A 21526-nucleotide genomic window follows, 5' to 3' on the forward strand; every position below is an offset into this window, starting at 1 on the left:
CCAAATTTAGTTAACATTCCTATTGAAATAAAATATCTAGAAATAATTCTAGTTGATTATATTTTTAACAATTTTTCGCTCATCGAAATACTCTTTTACACCATTTTTATCCAAATAACATTCATGACCTTTTCCAGCTAAAAGAATAATATCTCCAGATCTGGAGTTTTCAATAGTATATTTTATAGCTTCTTCACGAGATGAAATAAACTTATGCTGACCTATATTCTTAAAACCTTTTTTAATATCATTAAAAATATTGTCTATACTCTCAAATCGATTATTATCTTCTGTAACGATAATTTTATCTGCATATTTTTCAGCAACTGCAGCCATTTCAGGTCTTTTTGTAGCATCTCGATCACCTCCACAACCAAAAATACTCCATAAAGTATTTTGAGAATAATTTTGTAGCGTTTGCAAAACTTTTTCTAGAGCATCAGGAGTGTGTGCATAATCTATTATAACTTTAGCTCCATTGTCTAGCTGAATAACTTCCATACGCCCCTTTACAGGCTTGACATTAACTATATTCTCTAAAAGCGCCTCTCTAACAATATACCCATCTAAAGCAGCAAAGCTTAGAGCCAAATTCATCAAATTAAACTCACCTACTAAAGCTGTTTGATAAGTCCCTAGATATTCCTGAAAAGTATATAGCTCAAAACTTGTTTGTATATTATCTATACTTTTTGTTCTTAAATAGACATCTGCTTGCTTGGATTTCAAACTTACAGTTATAACTTCACAATTACAGATATCACAAAGCTTTTTACCATAATCATCATCTATATTTATAACCGCTTTCTTTAAACTTTTAAACTCAAATAATTTAGCTTTTGCTTTGAAATAATTATCCATAGTTTTATGATAATCAAGATGATCATGACTTAGATTACTAAATACAGCAACATCAAAATCTATTCCTGCGACACGGTTTTGATCTAATGAGTGAGAAGATACTTCCATTATTAAATTTTGATAATGATCATAGCTTGATATTATCTGATATAAAGATAAGATATCAGGCGTAGTATGAGAGCTTTCTTTTAAACTTGGATAAATACCATTACCGTTTGTACCTAACAATAATGATTTTTGGGTATTTAAATTTATAAGTTGTGCAATATAACTAGAAATTGAAGTCTTACCATTTGTACCTGTTATACCTATTATATTTCTAGGCTTTTTATAGTCATAAAACCATATAGCTAAATTTGCTAGCTTATCCTTTAAACCCTCGACATAAAAGACTTTATCCCTATCCTCAAACTTAATACTATCAGTTAAAACTAAACTGACACCTTTAGAGATAACATTATCAATATATTTATTGCCATCAGTAGATTGCCCTTTTAGCGCGACAAATACTGACTTATTATCACATTTACGACTATCTAAAAAAATAGACTCTATTTGTATACTCTTAATATCTTTACTCTTTTTATTTAGAAAAGTAAGTATCTCTAATATAGACTTCATAATTTAAAACAAAACTCTAAAATATGCCGGGAAGTTTTACATATTTTAACTATTAATACTATTAATGCAAAGCAATATTTCTCCCATATAAAACACTCAAAAATGTGCTAGAATTTCTAAGTTTAGAGTCTCAAAAAAATGAATAGGAGTTATAATGAAAAAACTAATCATAACCATATTACTCATAGGCCTTATATCGATAGGGTATTCTGATAGCCTATATAGACCAGCAGTTAAGGCTGGAAATTTCCTATATATATCTGGTCAAAATGCCCAAACTCATAATGAATCATTAAAAGGTGAGAATATAACTCAACAAACTCAAAAAGCTATTCTTCTGATTCAAAAGACTTTAAAGAAACATGGTTACTCTTTAAATGATATTATTGATGTAAATGTTGCTATAGCGAAGCAACAAGACTTTGATGCTTTTAATAAGGAATATAAAAAGTACTTTCCTAACAAGCCTGCTAGATCAACGGCCTTAGGTGTGCTACATCAAAATATTGGTGCTTTAGTTGAGATATCTGCCATAGCATATAAAAAATAAACTACTTTTTAAATGCTGGGAAACCTAACCTTTCTCTAGCGCTATAGTATTCCTTAGCAATCTCTAATGCTAGCTTTCTTACCCTCAAAATATATCCTTGTCTTTCTGTCACAGATATTGCATGACGAGCATCTAATAAGTTAAAAGTATGTGAAGCTTTCAAGACAAACTCATAAGCAGGAATAGGAAGATTTTTCTCAACTAATCTATACCCTTCTTTTTCCAACAAATCAAATTGTTTAAATAGCTCTTCTACATTTGCCTCTTCAAAGTTGTAAGTAGACATCTCAACTTCATTTTGTAGAAATACATCACGATAATATAAAGGCCCATTCTGAGTATTTGCCCAAAGTAAATCATACATACTATCAACATTTTGGATATACATTGCAAGACGCTCAAGACCGTATGTAATCTCACCCATCACAGGTTTACACTCAAGCCCACCAACTTGTTGGAAATAAGTAAACTGTGTAATCTCCATGCCATTTGACCATACTTCCCAGCCAAGTCCCCAGGCACCTAGTGTTGGAGACTCCCAGTTATCCTCAACAAAACGAATATCATTTTCTAGAGCATCTATACCAAGTTCTTTTAGTGAACCTAAATATAGCTCTTGGATATTATCTGGTGATGGTTTCATTACAACCTGATATTGATAATAATGTTGCGTACGATTAGGGTTCTCACCATAACGACCATCTGTTGGTCTTCTTGACGGCTGAACATACGCAGCTGTCCATGGCTCTGGACCTATAGCTCTTAGAGTTGTAGCTGGATGAAATGTCCCAGCCCCTACTTCCATATCTAGCGGCTGAATAATAGCACAACCTTTAGATGCCCAATAATGATGTAGTTTTAAAATAATTTCTTGAAATGTAAGCATACTAATTAAAATTTTCACATAACTATAATTTTGTAAAAGATTCTACCATATTTGGATGTTAATAAATAATTATATAAAAATATCTAGTTTGGATTACTATAAAAATCTCATAGCTAATAATGATAGTAAACAAGATAATAGCCTAACAAATTTATCGTTTTTTATGCCTGAACAGATATTTACTAGATATATAGTTTCTATGAGTGACAACCTTCAGTCTGTACCTATATTTAACCAAACCTTTGGTGCTGAAGTATTAAGATATAGTATTAATCTACCTGCTTATCAGCATGAGGCTACACACTCTGAATTAAATACAAATAGTCTTCGATTCTAAAAGTTTAAAATCAACCAACTTCCATTGCCAATTAGGCTCACCCACAGTACCAGGAGTATTTAATCTAGCCTCACTACCTAGTTCTAAAATATCTTGTATTGGTAGAATGACATATTCAGCATCACAATTTAGTAAATATCTAATAACTTTTCTAAAGATATTTTTATCATTAGCTTTAAAATAACGTTTTAGAAGTTTTCTTTGATAGCGATTTAACTCATCAAAATACCAACCTTTTAGCGTATTGTTATCATGAGTTCCAGAGTAAGCAACAATATTTGCATCATCAATAAATCTACTAGTCTTAAGATCAAAATGAAAAGGAAATACTTTCATACCCTTTAGATTATAGTGATCGCGTAACTCTAATACTTCAGGGCGTAGATCCCCAAGATCCTCAGCAATAATATTTGCATTAGGTAATTCCTCAAAAACCGTATCAAAGAACTTATATCCCGGAGCCTCGACCCATTCGCCATTTATTGCTGTCTTAGCATCTGCTGGAATCTTCCAATAAGTATCAAATGCTCTAAAATGATCAATCCTAACAATATCAAATAGTTTAAAATTACCTTTTAAACGCTCCACCCAAAATTCAAAGCCAATCTCTTTTAATCTATTCCAATTATATAATGGATTTCCCCATAATTGGCCTGTCTCAGAGAAAAAATCTGGAGGCACTCCTGCTACAAAAGTAGGGTTCTGATCTTTATCTAATAAAAATACATCTTGATGTTCCCATACATCTGCAGAATCAAAACCTAGATAAATAGGTAAATCTCCCATGATTTCGATATTATTTTCATTTGCATATTCTTTTAGCTCAAACCACTGTTTGTAAAATACATATTGTAGAAATAGTTCATAATCAATATCTGACTGATATTCTTCAAGCTCTATAGATTTATCCTTGATCCAGTTTTTATACTCTTGTGGCCAAAGATTCCAAGCTTGATTATTATTAGCTTTTCTAAAAGCTTTAAAAATAGCATAGTTTAAAGCCCAATCATTTTCCTCAATAAATTTTTGATATCTTAAGTTAAGACTCTCATCATTAGATGCTTTAAAATTTTTAAAAGCTTTCTGCAGTAATTTATCTTTATGCAACCTAACTACTTCGTAATCAACCTTATCTAAATCAGCATTACAATATTTGATATCAGATCCACCTAATAGACCTATCTCAACCAAGTTATCAATAGCTATATATATTTCATCTCCAGCAAATGATGAACTAGACTGATATGGTGAGTTACCATAGCCTAACGGTGTAAGTGGTAATACTTGCCATATCTTAATATTTGCTTGTTTTAAGATATCTACAAATTTATAGGCATTTTTACCTAAATCACCAATCCCAAAATGGCTAGGAAGACTTGATATTGATAATAACACTCCAGTTTTTTTCATATATTTTTCTCTAAATTAAAACGCACATTGCGTTAAGCTATTGTGAGCTAATGAATAGACAGTTACGGTTGTCTGAACTTTAGTGAGTTCTGTAACTGTCATTAGTTCACAGTAAAGCGATAGCACAGTGCTAGGCAGTTTTGCATACTTTTTCTGCCATGAAAAAAGTATGTCGCTAAAATTTGCGAAGCAAATAGCGAAAAAACATGTTTATATATTATATCTTCCAAATATGCTTATTGTATTGGCTAATAGTTCTATCAGAACTAAAGAAACCAGATTTAGCTGTATTTACTAAACTCATTCTTAACCAATGCTCACGATCTTCATAATCTCTAAATACTTGATCTTTAACCTTAATATACTCAACCAAATCTATCAAAGTCATAAACCAATCTTTACTTATTAGCTCATTAAATAAAGCAATTAGCTTATCTTTATCACCAATTGATACTAAGGTTGGCGAGATTATAAAGTCAACAACATTTTTAATGACTGGATTATGATAATAATCTATCGATTTATAACCATTAGTTTTATACAAATCAATGATCGTATCACTGTCTTTACCAAATGTATAAATATTAGCACTTCCTACTAACTCAGCTATCTCAACGTTAGCTCCATCCATAGTACCAAGAGTGATAGCTCCATTTAACATGAACTTCATATTTCCAGTACCACTAGCCTCTTTAGAAGCTAAAGAGATTTGTTCAGATACATCTGTAGCAGGGATTAACTTCTCAGCAACACTTACATTATAATTCTCAACGAAAAGTACACGAATATGCTTATTAACTTCTTCATCATTATTAATTAGCTCTTGTAAACATAAAACCAAATGAATAATATGCTTAGCAATCGTATAAGCAGGAGCAGCCTTACCACCAAAAATAAAGTTAATTGGGCGCTTAGGTTTTGGATATAAACCTGACTTGATCTCAAGGTATTTGTGAATTATGTATAAAGCATTCATCTGCTGACGCTTATACTCATGAATACGCTTAATCTGAACATCAAAGATACCGTCTTTTAATAAATCAACGCCTGAATAATAGCTTGCAAACTCTATAAACTGTTCTTTTTTAGTTTTTTTGATCTCATCAAGTTTAGCTAATACATTTTTATCATTATGGTATGCTAGTAGCTTTTCTAACTGCTTAGAATCTTGAATAAAACTATCACCTACTAAGCTTTTTAAATAAGATGCTAACTCTGGGTTTGCTTGTAATAACCAACGTCTAAAGGTAATACCATTAGTTTTATTATTAAATTTAGTTGGATATATGTCATTAAAATGTTTTAATTCAGAGTTCTTTAAAATATCAGTATGAAGAGCAGCAACTCCATTTACACTAAAGCTATAATGAATACAAATATGCGCCATATGCACACAATTATTATCATCAATTATTGCTAAATCATGATCTTTATATTGCTCTTTAACTTTTCTATCTAGATATTTAATGATTCCAACCATCTCTTTAGATAAAACCTTCTCTAAATAACTCAAAGGCCATTTTTCTAAAGCTTCAGCTAAAATAGTATGATTTGTATAAGCAGTAGTTTTACTAACAAGCTCTATAGCTCTATCTATATCAATACCATTTGCAACTAATTGGCGGATTAATTCAGGGATAACTAAAGTTGGATGAGTATCATTAATCTGTACAACCGCATGCTCAGGTAAGCTTTCTAATGAATAACCATTTTTAGTAATATCTGAGAAGATTAAACTCACAGCATTACTAACCATAAAATATTGTTGGAAGATTCTTAAAAGATGTCCATCTTCATCACTATCATCTGGGTATAAAAATAGTGTCAGATTCTTCTCAATAGCAGTTTTATCAAATGTAATATCATCCTCTATCACATCAGGATCAACACTAGCTATATCAAATAAGCACAATTTATTTACAAAGTTATTTTTATATCCTACTACATCAATCTCGCACAATTGTGACTTAACGCTAAAGTCATTAAAATCTACTTTATAGCTAACATTAGTTTTATTTAGCCATCCTAACTTCTCAATCCAAGGATTCGGCTTTTCACTTTGGCTATGATTTTTAAATTTTTGTTTAAATAAACCATAGTGATAGTTCAAACTAATACCTGTACCAGGAATACCTAAAGATGCTATAGAATCTAAGAAACAAGCGGCTAACCTTCCTAAGCCACCATTACCTAAAGATGGTTCTGGTTCAAACTCTTCTATCTGTACTATATCTTTACCACTATCTTTTAGTATCTGACAAACATCATTATAAACACCTAAATTAATCAGGTTACTAATTAACATTTTACCAATCAAAAACTCGCTAGAAATATAGTAAATTTTCTTTTTGTAATTTTGTTCAGGAAGCTTCTCTGTTTGCTCTTTAGCATACCCTAATAAAGCATAGTACAAATCTTGATCATTTGCTTGACTAACATCACAGTTTAGTACTTTTTCAAGATATAATTCAATTTGATTTTTTTCATTCATTTTAATAAAACCTTTAATAAGAAATTTACTTCATTTAAAATATTGATGTAATTAGGCAATATAATGTCATTAAAACATTTTCTATACAAGATCTTTGGGTCTTTTTTAATCTATTTCTTCAATTAACTGTTGATAAATACCATGAAGTCTGTTTGCTGAGGCACCCCAGCTTACATCCTGTTGCATAGCTATTTTTCTAACTTTTCGCCAATCAACCTTACGGTCATATAACGCAAAAGCTCTGCGAATAGCTCGTTTATAATCATCTACTGTAAACTTCTCAAATACAAAACCTGTTGCAGTATTATCAGCTAAATTCTCCAATGATGTATCTGTAATTGTATCTGCTAAGCCCCCAACTTTATGGACAAGAGGTAAAGCTCCATAAACTAATCCATAGAGTTGTGTCAAACCACAAGGTTCAAAACGAGAAGGCACCAAAATAACATCACAGGCTGCAACAATCTCATGAGCATAACGCTCATCATAGCCTATTTGTACAGATACAGATTCAGGATATTTTTCAGCTATTGCTTTAAACTCTTCTTCTAAAATACGATCACCACTTCCTAATAAAACAAGCTGACCGCCTCTAGATATAATCTCTTCTAAACCAGCAATTACAAGATGCAGCCCTTTTTGCTCTGTTAAACGACTAACTAAACCAAATAACGGCGCTGTATTTTGCACTTTAAGCCCTTTGGATCTTTGTAAAAACGATTTGTTTTTTGCTTTACTAATTGCAACGGACTCTTTTGAGTATTTATTTTTTATAATAGGGTCTATACGAGGATTCCAAACATTTGGATCAACTCCATTTAAGATACCATATAAATCACTCCTTCTCTTAGAAAGTAATCCATCTAAACCACAGCCTTGCTCATGAGACTGAATTTCTTTAGCATATGTTGGACTCACTGTAGTTATCTTATCCGCAAAATTCAAACCGGCCTTTAAGAAAGATATTTGACCGTAAAACTCCATACCATCCATACCTAGAAAATCCTTAGGTAAGCCTAACTCTGGAAAAATATCCATTGGGAAAAGTCCTTGGTATGCTAAATTGTGTATAGTAAATACAGTCTTAACACTTCTTATACCGGTTGCGATTTCTGCTGCTTTTATATATGCTGGAACTAGTCCTGAATGCCAGTCATGGCCATGCACTATATTAGGAATCCACTTACAATCTAACCCTTTTACTAGTTCAGCCGCAACCCAGCCTAATAGAGCAAACCTTTTGTAATTATCTGTATACTCATTATTATCTTTATCAGTATAAGGATTTCCTGGACGATTATATAAAGCAGGTGCATCAATTATATATATTTTAATTTTTGTACCTGGAATTGTTGCTAGAAATATAGATATTTGACCATCAAATTTTGTTGATAACTCTATTAACAACTCTTTTTCTTCAATGCTATCTATAAATGCGGGAAAGCCAGGAACTAATACTCTACTATCAACACCTAACTCTAATAATGCAGGAGGTAATGCAGCTGTAACATCTGCAAGCCCTCCTGTTTTTAGTAATGGATATAACTCACTACAAACATGTAAAACTCGCATGATTTTCTCTTATAATTAATTAGCTTTTTTTATTAATTTATTAATCATAGGTCTAGTAACTAATACCACACCTTTTTCTGTTCTAAAGAAGTTTTTAGCATCTTCTTCGGGGTTCTCTCCGATCACCATACCAGCAGGAATATTACATCCTTTATCAACGATAACCTTTTTCAAACGGCAGTTTTCACCAATCTCTACATCAGGCATAATTACTGACTGATCAATACTACAGTATGATAAAACTCTCACATTAGAGAACATTAATGTTTTTGATATTTCTGAACCTAATACTATACACCCACCAGAAGCTAGCGTATTAGTTATAACACCATGATTACCTTTTGAATCTGGAACAAACTTTGCTGGTGGAAGTTGCTCTTGGGCAGTCCAAACAGGCCAATCTTTATCATAAAGATTTAACTCTGGTATATTCTCTGCTAAATCAAGGTTTGCTTCCCAAAAAGCATCTATAGTTCCAACATCTCTCCAGTATGGCTCAACACCATCACCTCTTGGCACACATGACATACTAAATGGATGAGCTAAAGCCTGTTGCTCTTTTACTACTCTTGGAATAATATCCTTACCAAAATCATGACTAGATGTATCATTTGCAATATCTTCTTCCAGTAGATCATATAAATAATCTGAATTAAATATATATATGCCCATACTCGCCAAGCATCTATCAGAATCGCCTGGTATTGTTGGCGCATTGTCTTTAGGCTTCTCAATAAAACCTGTTACTTCACGCTCTTCATTGATACCCATTATACCAAATGCAAAAGCTTCTTCTTTAGGTATTTCAACACAACCAACTGTACACTTATAACCACTTTTTACATGGTCACGTAACATTCTTGAATAATCCATTTTATAAATATGATCGCCCGCTAAGACAATAACATATTCAGGAGAATATGAGCGTAAAATATCAATATTCTGATAAACTGCATCAGCAGTACCTCTATACCAATGCTCTTCATTAACCCTTTGTTGCGCGGGAAGTAAATCTATAAACTCGTTCAACTCTCCCCTCAAGAATCCCCAACCACGTTGTAAATGACGTAATAAAGAATGTGACTTATATTGAGTTACAACACCTATCTTACGTATTCCTGAGTTCAAACAGTTTGATAATGCAAAATCTATAATTCTAAACTTACCACCAAAATAAACTGCAGGTTTTGCACGAGTATCAGTCAAGTTATATAAGCGCGAACCACGACCTCCAGCTAAAACCAGGGCCATGGCTTTTTTATATAATTGATGATTTGGCGAGGTATCAGAATATTTCATAATATTATTAACTCCTTTGTTTAATATTTCATAAAAAAATTAGGTTATAACAGTTGGTTCTTTCATTCCTGTTAATGACTTAATATTTGTTAGCTTCTCAGCGATATCTACTAAATCAGCTAATGCTTGTTGTGTCGGAATATTAAAGTTATTAATATCCGCCTCATATTTTTCTAAATATACTCTTAAGGTAGCTCCCTGTGTCCCTGTACCAGATAGCCTAAATACAACACGCGAACCATCTTCTAAAATTACTCTTATACCTTGCTTACTTGAAACTGAATTATCAATTGGATCTTTGTAACTAAAATCATCAGCTAATTTCACATTTTGACCACAAAGTTTAGTATCTTTTAACTCTAACACCTTCTGTCTTAATGAAGACATAATCTGATTAGCAATATCACTATCAATTGCTTCATAGTCATGCCTAGAATAAAAATTACGCCCAAATTTTTGCCAATGTTCAACAACCAATTCATCTATATTTTTATTTGTTGCAGCTACTAAATTCAACCAGTATAAAACAGCCCAGACCCCATCCTTCTCTCGAATATGATCAGACCCAGTTCCATAACTTTCTTCACCGCATAATGTGATTTTATTAGCATCAAGGAGATTACCAAAAAACTTCCATCCTGTAGGAGTTTCAAAACATGGAACATCTAAAGATTCTGCCACTCTATCGACAGCCATTGATGTTGGCATAGATCTTGCAACACCTTTAATTCCTTTTGAGTATGCTGGGATAAGATTTGCATTAGCAGCCATGATAGCTAAACTGTCTGATGGCGCCACATCAATTTTCTTACCAACAATCATATTCCTATCTGCATCTCCATCAGAAGCTGCACCAAAATCATATTCACCACTACGCATATGTTTTACTAGATCCGCAGCATTTACAGGATTAGGGTCTGGATGAAGACCCCCAAAATCTTCTAAAGGTTCGGCATTAACGACAGTACCAGCAGGAGCATTTAATGCTGTTTCAAAAATATATTTTGCATAAGGTCCAGAAACTGCACTCATAGAGTCAAAACGAACTTTAAAACCTTTTTTGAAAAGTTCACGAATCTTATCAAAATCGAATATTTGTTGCATTAACTCTGCATAATCTGCTACTGAGTTAATAACTTCTACAGTTGTACTTTCTATTGCATATGTGCCTAGCTTGCTTAAATCAATAGCATCTTGGCTAGCATCACTTATATAGTATTTATCAATACTTTGAGTTTCTTGGAAAATCTTTTCTGTAATTTTTTCCGGTGCTGGACCACCATTTGAAATATTATATTTTATACCAAAATCACCATTTGGTCCGCCAGGATTATGGCTTGCTGATAATATCACACCGCCAAAGGCTTTATATTTCCTGATTACACAACTAGCAGCTGGAGTTGATAATATACCATTATGACCAACTATTATTTTAGCAAATTTATTAGCTGCAGCTATACGGATAATAGTTTGTATTGCAACTTTATTGTAATACCTGCCATCACCACCTACTACTAGTGTTTTTCCGGTGATATTCTCTAATGAATTGAAAGTTGATTGAACGAAGTTTTCTAGATAGCCAGGCTGCTTAAAAGCTTCGACTTTATTACGTAACCCAGATGTGCCTGGTTTTTGATTAGCAAACGGTTTCGTCGATACAGTTTGAATTGCCATTTTCTTTATTTTACCTTTGATGTTTTTATTGATTAATACATAATCAACATTCCATAAATAAAACTAATATGCTAATCATCTTATCACTATCTTTCGCAATTTAGAACAACTAACAAACGTATTATTTGCAGTTTTTTTTCTTGCAATATTTCAATAATTTATTTAGCTGAAGTAAAGTTATTAATACTATAGCTACCAATAATTTGTTAGTATAAAAGCAGTGATGTTTATAAATTTTTAGCAAATCCTATTTTTATAAAGGATGTATTAATTTTATATTTAGGTTTAGGAGCTTTTAATGAAAGATTTAAAACAAGATTTCAATATGCAAACAAACATAGGAGATCAAGATAAGTACTATTTTCACGAAGGCAAACATATTTATGCCTATAGTTTTATGGGAGCACATGAGTCTAAAGAAAATGAAACTACAGGAATTAGATTTACAACATGGGCTCCTAATGCAAAAAGCATTTGTGTAATTGGCGATTTTAGCTACTGGGGTATTAATGATAAATATTACATGACTCCAATAAGTGAAGCTGGTTTATGGAGTGTGTTTATACCTGAGGCAAAAAATGGCGATAAGTATAAATTCGTAGTTACAAATAAAGATACAAATCAAGAAGTTCATAAAAGTGATCCGTATGCTGTTTTATCTGAATTAAGACCAAATACGGCTTCTATAGTCAATACAAAAACGAAATATAAATGGCATGATGAGAAATGGCTAGAAAAGCGTGCTAAGACTAATTATTATGAAAATCCAATAAATACTTATGAGCTGCACCTTGCATCTTGGAAAACTAAAAATGGTGAGTTTATGAGCTATGATGAGATAGCAGAGACTCTACCAAAATATGTCAAAGAAATGGGATATACCCATGTTGAGTTCATGCCACTTCATGAGCACCCTTTAGATGCTTCATGGGGATATCAGCCAACTGGTTTTTACTCAGTAAATAGTCGCCATGGTGATCCTATAGGCCTAAAGCGTCTTGTAGATAAGCTTCATAATGAAAACATCGGTGTAATTCTAGACTGGGTTCCAGGTCACTTCTGTAAAGATCTGCATGGCCTAATCAATTTTGATGGTAGCCCTTGCTATGAGTATCAAAACTATAACAAAGCAGAAAACAAAGGCTGGGGTACAAAAAACTTTGATCTAGGTCGAAATGAAGTTAAATGCTTCTTGATATCAAATGCAATGTATTGGCTAAATGAGTTTCATATAGATGGAATTCGTGTTGATGCTGTATCAAATATTCTTTACTTAAATTATGACCGCGAAGATGGTCAGTGGGAGCCAAATATTTATGGTGGCCATGAGAATTTAGAAGGAATTGCTTTTTTAAAAGAATTAAATGGTGTACTCAAACATACTTGTAAAGGTGTTTTAACAATTGCTGAGGAATCATCATCTTGGCCAGATATCTCGACACCTGTAGCAGATGGCGGTCTTGGATTTGATTTTAAATGGAATATGGGATGGATGAATGATACTCTAAGATATATTTCCCTAGATCCTGTATATCGTAAATATCACCATAATTTAATCACTTTCTCAATGGTTTACCATTACTCAGAAAAATTTATCCTATCAATATCTCATGATGAAGTTGTTCATGGTAAGAAATCTCTAATTAACAAAATGTGGGGAGATTTATGGAACAAATATGCAGGTTTGCGTTTATACATGACGTATATGATAGGACATCCAGGTAAAAAGCTAATTTTTATGGGAAGTGAATTTGGACAGTTTGTTGAATGGCGCGAGTATGAACAGTTACAATGGCAAGTTGTTGATGAATATGACTCTCATAAACAAACATTAACATTTTTCAAAGAGTTAAATGATTTTTATCGTCATGAAACAGCATTATGGGAATGTGACTATGATCATCATGGTTTCAGATGGATAGATGCAAATAACTCTGAACAAAGTATTTTATCTTTTGTTAGAAGTGATAAAGCTGGTAATCATTTAATTTTTATATGTAACTTCACTCCTGAAGTATACTATGACTATCACATTGGTGTACCTAACGCAGGAGCATATAAAGAAGTATTTAACTCAGATGAGCTTAAGTTTGGCGGCTCTGGACAAATTATCGAAGGTAAAATATTTACTGAGCCAAGAGCTTCTCATGGCTTTGATCAAAGAATCAGCATCAAGATACCTCCAATGGCTACATTAGTTCTAAAACCTGTGACTTCATAATAACCTAATAATCATACGTATATTTAATTGAAAGAGAATTATATTATATGCAAACTATAGATCAAAACATATGGATTCAAGACAAGCATGGAAACTTTAGCTTACTAAATGTTGATCATGATATTAATCTTGATTATGAAACAAATAGCATTAGATTTAGAATACAAGCGAATGGTTTCTTACATGGATATGTTGTCGGAAAGTTTAACAATTGGCAAAAGCAAGAGGACCTAAAACTTACTTGGACTATAGATAACGATGATGGTAGTTTATGGCTTGCTAAAGATGTACTTTCTATAAAAAACCTTACACCAGGAACAAACCAATACTCATTTATACTAGTTGATTTAGAAGGCAATGAATTTAAAGTTTCAATAAATGATAATGATTTTATCCCTCTAAGTTTTAACTGGTTAGTTAATTCAAATAAGCTAGAAATAAAATCATCGGAGAATTTTATAGCTCTAGGTTATAAAGTTGATTTAGTTGCTATAACAAAATCAGTTAATCAACACTGTAGAATCGTAGATGTAGATTGGCAAATTTTTCCAGAAACTTCTCAAATACACATTACTGATAACAAACTTTTTGTCGATCCAAATATTAGTGACGAAATATCTCAAATTGATATTAAATGTGTGAGTAAACAAGATCCATCAATCACTGCTGAAAAAAGTTTCGAAATAGTTCGAGAAAAACGAGAAGGTACTCTAGTACATTTTATAAAAAAAGATGGTCAATATCATGGTGAAAACTTCAGCTGGGACTTATGGACATATGGCGACGATCAATCAACTGAAATAGTTTTTTTATCTAGTCAAAGTGATTTTGGCTTCTATGCGTTATGTGATAAAGACAATGTTATCGCTAGAAAGAAGACATGGGGAATGAACTGGCATAATGAGTGGAGCGAGCAATCCAATTCTTTTGATATCTCTGAGCAATGCAATAACTATTATATTATTGATGGTGATACTTATATTTATACATCACTAGTTGATGTTATAAATAGGACAAACCCTAGAATAGAATATGCAGTGATGGATGAAAGTGATAAAATCAAGGTTCACCTCTCTGATAGACCACAGGTTGGAACAATATTTGAACTATGGATAAACTCTAATAAGATTGATGACGTTGATATTACAATAAAAGATAAATCTCAACAGATAATACTTACAAATCTTCCCAATTGTATAAAAGGCTCCGATTTAATTGAAATCCGTGCAAATAATACTTTTTTACCAACAAAAGTACTAATGAGAAATTATCTTGATAAGTTTTACTATCCTAAAAATGACATGGGAGTAGTCTTTAATCAAGATACGATATCTCTGAGACTATGGGCACCCACAGCTAAAAAAGTTGAGGTTCTTTTATATAATAAAGATCTAACTAATAATAAAGAACAAGCTGATTTCTCTTATGAACTAATAGCAGAACTTGAGTATGGAACACATCATATAGAAATAAATCGCAACAGTTATGAAAATAAATACTATCTCTATAGGCTATACTTTGATGATCTAGATCCTAGAGGAAACGTCTATACTAGAGTAACATACGCAGTTGACCCTTATAGCTGTGGATTAGGTATCAATGGTGATAGTGGCTTCTTAGTAAACCTAAATAGCTCAGACTTAATGCCAGAAAACTGGCTTGAAGATCAATCACAGAATATCACTAGTAAAGATGATGCTATTCTTTATGAAATGCACTTACGTGATTTCACAATAAGTCCTGAGAGCGGTATAAGTGAAGATCTTCGTGGTAAATTCCTTGGTGCAGTAGAACAAAACTCAACTTATAGCGATGGTAACAAAGAAATCTCAACAGGAATCGATAGCTTAGTTGAACTTGGTATTACACATGTACATCTACTACCTATTTTTGACTTCTCCTCTGTTGATGAGAAGAAAATTGACCAAGAAGATAGCAGAAATTGGGGCTATGATCCAAAAAACTATAACGCCCCAGATGGTAGTTATTCACTAGACCCCTATGATCCTACACAAAGGATTAAGGGGGTTAGAGAAATGATTCTAAAATTCCATCAAAAAGGTATTGGTGTAGTAATGGATATGGTTTATAACCATATGACAGATACATCTAATCTAGATAAAATAGTGCCTAAATACTATTTTAGAACTGATAAGTTTGGCAATTTTACTAACGGTTCAGGTTGTGGAAACGAGTTAGCAACTGAACGCCCTATGGTAAGTAAGTTTATTCAAGACTCAGTTATTCATTGGATTAAAAACTATAAGATAAACGGTGTTCGTTTTGATCTGATGGAATTAATCGATTTAGATACAATAAAAAATATAGTCGCCAAGGTAAAACAAGTAGATCCAAATGTAATAATCTATGGTGAACCTTGGAAAGCAGATGATTCACCACTAACTAACGGTACTCATAGAGGAACTCAAAGAAATCAAGACTTTTCGATATTCAATGACTCATTTAGAGATGCTATCCGTGGCAACAATAATCCTGGCAATGGTTTTATAAACGGTAACCCTCATAACCCTCAAAATATAGGTAACGTTATCGAGGGGTTAAGAGGCTCAATCCATAATCTAACTGCAAAACCAAATGAATCTGTGAATTATGCTGATGCGCATGATAACTATACATTATGGGATCAGATTGAAAAAAGTCAGAATCATAATATTGCAACAAACTGTTATAGAAAAAACATACCTAGTGATATTTTCCAAAGTACTCTTGTACGCCAAAATGCCCTAGCTTTAGGAATAATTCTAACAGCTCAAGGAATACCATTTCTTCATGGTGGCGCAGAATTTCTAAGAACAAAACAAGGAGATCATAATAGTTACAAAAGTGACGATGAAGTAAATGCTTTTCATTGGTCTGACAAACTACACTATAAAGATTTCTTTGACTATGTTAAAGGACTTATAAAACTACGTAAAGAACATCCAGCATTTAGGATAAACGATAGAGAAGTCGTTGATAAGAATCTAAATATAACGACTGCCCATCATGATAGCAAATCTGGTGTTATTATTTCTCACTTTAAAAACTATGCTAATGGTGATAGCTGGAAAGATATTGTTATCATCTACAATGCTACAGCCATTGATAATTATGATATAAATGATCTTTTACCAAAGCCTGATAGTAAAGAATGGCATATAGTTGCTAATCATGAACAAGCTGGTACAGAAACTTTGCAGAAAGTCAAAATTGGTGAACTTCCCAGCTTAAAGTCTCATTCATTAATGATTATTCATAGTTAATAAACTAAAAGGTTAAGATATATGGTAGATATTTTTAAAACCCCTATAAATTCTAAAACTAAACTTTTACTCTCAACATCTGGTAGTAATTCTTCAATAGCAAGACATAATACTGCTATACAAAAATTAGGGCTAAATCTTTGCTACTTCACATTTGAGGGAAAAATCTCAGCAAAGACGTATACTGATGCGATTAAAGCACCTTTTATAAATGGTGGTACGGTAACAGCTCATAATGGATTAAAATCAAAAGTAATACCCTTTTTAGATTATGTAGAGCCTCTAGCTCAGCAAACTCTAGCTGTAAATACAATCATTAATAAAGATGGTAAGCTTTATGGCTATAATACTGATTGTCATGGCTTACAAACGGCTTTAGCTAAAGGTATAAAAGAGTCTAAACAAAATATTAAAACTGCTGTGATCTATGGTAATGGTGGTGTCTCTGGTGTTGCTTTTAAGGTATTGCAAGATTTAGGTATCAAAGTAACTATCATTGGTAGAAATACTGAAAAAGTAGCTCAAAAAAGAAAAGAGCTTGGTATAGAAAACATCCCTCACTTTGAAGGACCTTATGATCTAGTAGTAGATGCAACGCCTATTTCATCATCACCTGATCTTGAGCAAAATACTCAATTTATAAGTTTGGTTAAAGATGCAAAAATAGTATTTTGTCATGCTATGCCTGAAAAGGATAATAAAAAGAATTGTCTACTAGAGCACTGTAATAAAAATAATATTTTCTATATCTCAGGTGAAGATATGTATATTGCCCAACTTATAAAGCAATATATGATTTATTTTGAAAATCTTAATCAAAAGAAAATTTCTGAAGAAGATATTATTAAAGCTTGGGGATTATAAAAACACATACAATAGCAAATCCTACCCTTAAATGTTAAACTCTAACTGAAAGAATAGGATATAAATTATGAATAAAAAGCTTACTCGCAATATTATTCTAGCTATGATCTTAGGGGCTATTTTCGGCTCAATATTTCATTTTTTCTCTGATGTTTTTTGGGTTAGACAATACCTTGTTAACGGTATTTTAGATATAGTCGGTACTATTTTTATTACCTTAATGAAAATGCTAGTTGTGCCACTAGTTCTCGTATCAATAATTTGTGGTACAAGTAATATATCTGATCCAAAAATCCTTGGTCGAGTTGGTGGTAAGGCTATTTGCCTTTATATAATAACAACAGCTATAGCAATTTCGCTAGCTATTTCAATTGCTATATTCTTCAACATCGGTGCTGGAGCAAATATAGCTACAACAGATTTACACTATAATACAGGTCAGGCTCAAAGTTTAACTCAGACAATTTTAGGATTATTTACAGAGAACCCCTTTAAATCATTTCAACAAGGCAATCTACTACAAATAATAGTTTTTGCTATTTTATTTGGCTTGGCTATAAGTCTTACTCAAGAGCCTTCTAGACAAAGAATAAACCAATGGTTTCAAGATATAAACAATGTAATTATGTCATTAACAAATATCGTAATAAGCCTTACTCCATATGGTGTTTTTGCTCTAATTTCAAAACTAGTTATAACGACTGAATTTAGCAAGTTTCTACATATTTTCAGTTATTTTTTTACAGTACTACTAGTTCTGATTATTCATCTTTTTATCACAAATGGCATCTTAATAGGAATTCTTGCAAGATTAAACCCTTTCAAATTCTTCAGTAAATTATTACCTGTTCAGCTTTTTGCTTTTTCAACAGCTAGTAGTAATGCTACTATCCCTTTAACTTTAGATACTGCAAAAAATAAAATTGGTATAGATAGACAAATATGTGGCTTTTCAATCCCTCTTGGGGCAACTATAAATATGGATGGTACAGCTATTATGCAAGGAGCTGCTACTGTATTTATAGCTCATATTTATAATATTGATCTTGGCCTTTCTGCATATATCACAGTTATATTAACTGCCACATTAAGCTCAATAGGAACTGCGGGAATCCCTGGGATAGGTCTTATTACTTTGACTTTAGTATTATCACAAGTTGGTTTACCTGTAGAAGGAATAGCTTTGATAATTGGTATAGATAGGATACTAGATATGGTTAGAACTGCAGTTAATGTCACAGGAGATATTGCAGTATCAACAGTTATCGCCAAATCAGAAAATTATTTACATAAAGAAGTTTTCGATAAATAAAATTTAAGATTTATTTTCTTTTAAAATATCCAGCCAATTAGAATAAAAAGTTACTCCATCATTTTTCCAAGAGTAATCTATACCCCCATCATTATTATAGTAATTATAAGGTTGTGCTATATCATCAGTTATAGCTTTATCCCTTAAATATTCAGCTTCTAAAGTAGATTGTGTATATTCTAAATGATTAAACATATATGTTATATTGCGAGTTTTATCAACTAAGCAGTCCAAGCCATCTATAGATGATGATAAAATAATATCTGTATACTTTAAAACATTATTATCCTTTATAGCTGTTTGCCTTGATACACATGCTTTAAGTTGACCCTCCACACCTTTTAACAGTGGATGGCTTTGATTAATAGCTTTATGCTCATATACACCAAATAACTTATTATCCAAACGTTCTTTTTTGATATTATACAGATAATTTAACCCTGCCTGAGCAGCCCAACACACTAACATTAGTGGTATATTATGCTCAAGGCTCTTTGTAATAATTTTACAAACCTCTGTATAATAATCAACATCTTCAAACTCTAATAACTCTATAGGAGCACCAGTAATAATAATGCCATCTAGATCATTAAAGTTATAATCTTGCCAATTAGCATAATTCCTATCTAAATAACTCTTATCTACTCGAGTAGTCGGTCTTATCAAAGAATAAAAAAACACAAAATCCACAACTGTAGAGTTATTCTGTGAAAGTACCTCTTTCCATTGCTCTTCTGTCTCTTTCACAGTAGGCATTAGATTTACAACCGCTATACGAAGATGTTTAAAACTAGTTTTCTTAAAGCTAATCTTACTTGAAAAATTTATCTTCAAATCTTTAAAATACTCAGATGACTTTTTCACTTTTACCCTCATCACTCACCTCCGCATGCTCTAAAGCTTGTTTTAAATCTTCAATTAGATCACTAGGGTCTTCTAGACCTACAGATAATCTAACTAAACCATTAGAAATACCTGACTGTGATTTCTCTTCTTCACTTAATTGAGAATGAGTTGTAGATGCCGGATGGATTATTAAACTTCTAGCATCACCAATATTTGCACAATGAGTAAATAATTTTGTTTGCTCCACAAGATTCTTACCTGCTTCAAAACCATCTTCTAGCTCAATTGTTAAAAGTCCTACTACCCCTTTAGTAAAATATTTATTAGCTAAAAGATTATATGGAGAATTTATTAAACCTGCGTAGTTTACTTTTTTGACTTTTGGATGAGCATTTAAAAACTTCGCGACTATCTCAGCATTTTTAACATGCCTATCTAGTCTAGCTCCTAAAGTCTCTAAGCCTTGAATTGCTAAAAATGCTGTATGTGGACTAAGTGTAGCACCAATATCACGTAAACCTACAGCTATACCTCTAACAGTAAACGCAAGATTACCAAAAGATTTAGCAAATGTAATATTATTATATGAAGCATCTGGCTTTGATAGCAATGGAAACTTATCATTAGCAGACCAATCAAAAGTACCTCCATCAATCACAGCACCACCAACTATGGACCCATTACCGCTTAGATACTTAGTTAGTGAATAAGAAACAATATCAGCACCATACTCTAATGGGTTTAATAAATAAGGAGTTGCAACTGTATTATCCACAATTAGAGGAATTCCTGCTTCATGAGCTATTTCTGCAAGAGCTTTTATATCAGCAATAACACCAGATGGGTTTGATTGAGACTCAATATAAAGTGCTTTTGTGTTTTCTTGGATAGCCTCTCTAACCTCATCAAGTTTATTTATATCAACTAAAGTTGATTGCCAACCAAACTGTCTTGGAAATGTGTGCGTTAATTGCGTTGTAGTACCACCATACAAGTATTTAGAAGCTACAATATGATCACCATTTTGAAGTAGATTTAGTAATATTAAAAATTGAGCAGCATGACCTGATGAACAAGCAAAACCACCTGCAGCACTATGCAAATTAGCTAATCTTGAAGCATATTCATCTACTGTTGGATTAGTTAAACGTGAGTATATACTACCAAACTCTTCCAGTGCAAAAAGCTTCGCTGCATGTTCTGTGCTTTCAAAAACAAAGCTTGATGTTTGGTGTATAGGTGTTTGTACAGAGCCACTTTTTTCTGGTATTGAGCGATGTACTGCTAAAGTTTCTAAAGAATATTTACTCATAGTTTTC

Annotated in this window: 15 protein-coding genes; 6 read left to right on the forward strand and 9 right to left on the reverse strand. The window is 32.4% G+C overall.

All coding sequences use genetic code 11. The features are described from left to right. Nucleotides 1-48 precede the first annotated feature (48 nt). On the reverse strand, nucleotides 49-1482 hold the full coding sequence (locus AB8E56_RS00885; RefSeq protein WP_329476981.1) for a UDP-N-acetylmuramoyl-L-alanyl-D-glutamate--2,6-diaminopimelate ligase: 1434 nt from the start codon (nucleotides 1480-1482) through the stop codon (nucleotides 49-51). Between the two features lie 154 nt (nucleotides 1483-1636). On the opposite strand from AB8E56_RS00885, the gene AB8E56_RS00890 reads away from it, so the two are divergent. Beyond that, the gene (locus AB8E56_RS00890; RefSeq protein WP_329476983.1) at nucleotides 1637-2032 is read left to right on the forward strand and encodes a RidA family protein; all 396 of its coding nucleotides are present in this window, start codon (nucleotides 1637-1639) and stop codon (nucleotides 2030-2032) included. Between the two features lies 1 nt (nucleotide 2033). Here AB8E56_RS00890 and glyQ read toward each other — a convergent pair whose 3' ends face one another. After that, nucleotides 2034-2918: a glycine--tRNA ligase subunit alpha gene (gene glyQ, locus AB8E56_RS00895; protein WP_329476985.1), complete on the reverse strand. Its 885-nt coding sequence runs from the start codon at nucleotides 2916-2918 to the stop codon at nucleotides 2034-2036. 55 nt (nucleotides 2919-2973) lie between these two features. On the opposite strand from glyQ, the gene AB8E56_RS00900 reads away from it, so the two are divergent. Next, nucleotides 2974-3255 carry a hypothetical protein gene (locus AB8E56_RS00900; RefSeq protein WP_329476987.1) on the forward strand — a complete coding sequence of 94 codons (282 nt, stop codon included), beginning with the start codon at nucleotides 2974-2976 and terminating at the stop codon, nucleotides 3253-3255. Here the strand turns inward: AB8E56_RS00900 and malQ are convergent. From malQ to AB8E56_RS00925, 5 genes are all read right to left on the reverse strand, one after another. After that, the gene (gene malQ, locus AB8E56_RS00905) at nucleotides 3229-4665 is read right to left on the reverse strand and encodes a 4-alpha-glucanotransferase (protein ID WP_329476989.1); all 1437 of its coding nucleotides are present in this window, start codon (nucleotides 4663-4665) and stop codon (nucleotides 3229-3231) included. The two genes, AB8E56_RS00900 and malQ, sit on opposite strands and share 27 nt — an antisense overlap. Before the next feature lie 217 nt (nucleotides 4666-4882). Then, nucleotides 4883-7156 (reverse strand): glycogen/starch/alpha-glucan family phosphorylase, encoded by a 2274-nt coding sequence (glgP, locus tag AB8E56_RS00910; protein ID WP_329476992.1) that lies wholly within the window; start codon nucleotides 7154-7156, stop codon nucleotides 4883-4885. Between the two features lie 105 nt (nucleotides 7157-7261). Next, complete coding sequence (glgA, locus tag AB8E56_RS00915; protein ID WP_329476994.1) at nucleotides 7262-8728, reverse strand: glycogen synthase GlgA; 1467 nt, start codon at nucleotides 8726-8728, stop codon at nucleotides 7262-7264. A gap of 15 nt (nucleotides 8729-8743) precedes the next feature. Continuing rightward, complete coding sequence (glgC, locus tag AB8E56_RS00920) at nucleotides 8744-10027, reverse strand: glucose-1-phosphate adenylyltransferase (RefSeq protein ID WP_329476996.1); 1284 nt, start codon at nucleotides 10025-10027, stop codon at nucleotides 8744-8746. A 39-nt stretch (nucleotides 10028-10066) separates the two neighbouring features. Next, nucleotides 10067-11701, reverse strand: a complete 1635-nt coding sequence (locus AB8E56_RS00925) for an alpha-D-glucose phosphate-specific phosphoglucomutase (protein ID WP_329476998.1) — start codon at nucleotides 11699-11701, stop codon at nucleotides 10067-10069. Between the two features lie 298 nt (nucleotides 11702-11999). On the opposite strand from AB8E56_RS00925, the gene glgB reads away from it, so the two are divergent. The 4 genes from glgB (at nucleotide 12000) to AB8E56_RS00945 (ending at nucleotide 19361) form a co-directional block, all read left to right on the forward strand. Then, nucleotides 12000-13922, forward strand: coding sequence for a 1,4-alpha-glucan branching protein GlgB (gene glgB, locus AB8E56_RS00930; RefSeq protein ID WP_329477000.1), 1923 nt, complete (start codon nucleotides 12000-12002; stop codon nucleotides 13920-13922). A gap of 47 nt (nucleotides 13923-13969) precedes the next feature. After that, nucleotides 13970-17185, forward strand: coding sequence for a type I pullulanase (gene pulA, locus AB8E56_RS00935; RefSeq protein ID WP_329477002.1), 3216 nt, complete (start codon nucleotides 13970-13972; stop codon nucleotides 17183-17185). Nucleotides 17186-17206: 21 nt separating this feature from the next. Continuing rightward, on the forward strand, nucleotides 17207-18049 hold the full coding sequence (locus tag AB8E56_RS00940; protein ID WP_329477004.1) for a shikimate dehydrogenase: 843 nt from the start codon (nucleotides 17207-17209) through the stop codon (nucleotides 18047-18049). Between the two features lie 67 nt (nucleotides 18050-18116). Beyond that, nucleotides 18117-19361, forward strand: coding sequence for a dicarboxylate/amino acid:cation symporter (locus AB8E56_RS00945; protein WP_329477005.1), 1245 nt, complete (start codon nucleotides 18117-18119; stop codon nucleotides 19359-19361). A gap of 3 nt (nucleotides 19362-19364) precedes the next feature. Here the strand turns inward: AB8E56_RS00945 and AB8E56_RS00950 are convergent, their stop codons facing one another. Both AB8E56_RS00950 and AB8E56_RS00955 read right to left on the reverse strand, forming a co-directional pair. Then, nucleotides 19365-20225: a homoserine O-succinyltransferase gene (locus AB8E56_RS00950; RefSeq protein ID WP_329477007.1), complete on the reverse strand. Its 861-nt coding sequence runs from the start codon at nucleotides 20223-20225 to the stop codon at nucleotides 19365-19367. After that, nucleotides 20209-21519: an O-acetylhomoserine aminocarboxypropyltransferase/cysteine synthase family protein gene (locus AB8E56_RS00955; RefSeq protein WP_329477010.1), complete on the reverse strand. Its 1311-nt coding sequence runs from the start codon at nucleotides 21517-21519 to the stop codon at nucleotides 20209-20211. The genes AB8E56_RS00950 and AB8E56_RS00955 overlap by 17 nt, the downstream gene beginning before the upstream one ends. Between the last annotated feature and the right edge of the window lie 7 nt (nucleotides 21520-21526).

Origin of the sequence: Francisella sp. 19X1-34, from assembly GCF_041102755.1 — a bacterium.
In the GTDB taxonomy this organism is placed as follows: Bacteria; Pseudomonadota; Gammaproteobacteria; order Francisellales; family Francisellaceae; genus Francisella.

Coding starts and splice junctions, on each gene's coding strand:
- glyQ (WP_329476985.1), bottom strand. CDS start 2,918: ATGCTTACATTTCAAGAAATTATTTTAAAACTACATCATTATTGGGCA.
- AB8E56_RS00945 (WP_329477005.1), top strand. CDS start 18,117: ATGAATAAAAAGCTTACTCGCAATATTATTCTAGCTATGATCTTAGGG.
- AB8E56_RS00925 (WP_329476998.1), bottom strand. CDS start 11,701: ATGGCAATTCAAACTGTATCGACGAAACCGTTTGCTAATCAAAAACCA.
- pulA (WP_329477002.1), top strand. CDS start 13,970: ATGCAAACTATAGATCAAAACATATGGATTCAAGACAAGCATGGAAAC.
- AB8E56_RS00900 (WP_329476987.1), top strand. CDS start 2,974: ATGTTAATAAATAATTATATAAAAATATCTAGTTTGGATTACTATAAA.
- AB8E56_RS00940 (WP_329477004.1), top strand. CDS start 17,207: ATGGTAGATATTTTTAAAACCCCTATAAATTCTAAAACTAAACTTTTA.
- glgB (WP_329477000.1), top strand. CDS start 12,000: ATGAAAGATTTAAAACAAGATTTCAATATGCAAACAAACATAGGAGAT.
- AB8E56_RS00890 (WP_329476983.1), top strand. CDS start 1,637: ATGAAAAAACTAATCATAACCATATTACTCATAGGCCTTATATCGATA.
- malQ (WP_329476989.1), bottom strand. CDS start 4,665: ATGAAAAAAACTGGAGTGTTATTATCAATATCAAGTCTTCCTAGCCAT.
- glgA (WP_329476994.1), bottom strand. CDS start 8,728: ATGCGAGTTTTACATGTTTGTAGTGAGTTATATCCATTACTAAAAACA.
- glgP (WP_329476992.1), bottom strand. CDS start 7,156: ATGAATGAAAAAAATCAAATTGAATTATATCTTGAAAAAGTACTAAAC.
- AB8E56_RS00885 (WP_329476981.1), bottom strand. CDS start 1,482: ATGAAGTCTATATTAGAGATACTTACTTTTCTAAATAAAAAGAGTAAA.
- AB8E56_RS00955 (WP_329477010.1), bottom strand. CDS start 21,519: ATGAGTAAATATTCTTTAGAAACTTTAGCAGTACATCGCTCAATACCA.
- glgC (WP_329476996.1), bottom strand. CDS start 10,027: ATGAAATATTCTGATACCTCGCCAAATCATCAATTATATAAAAAAGCC.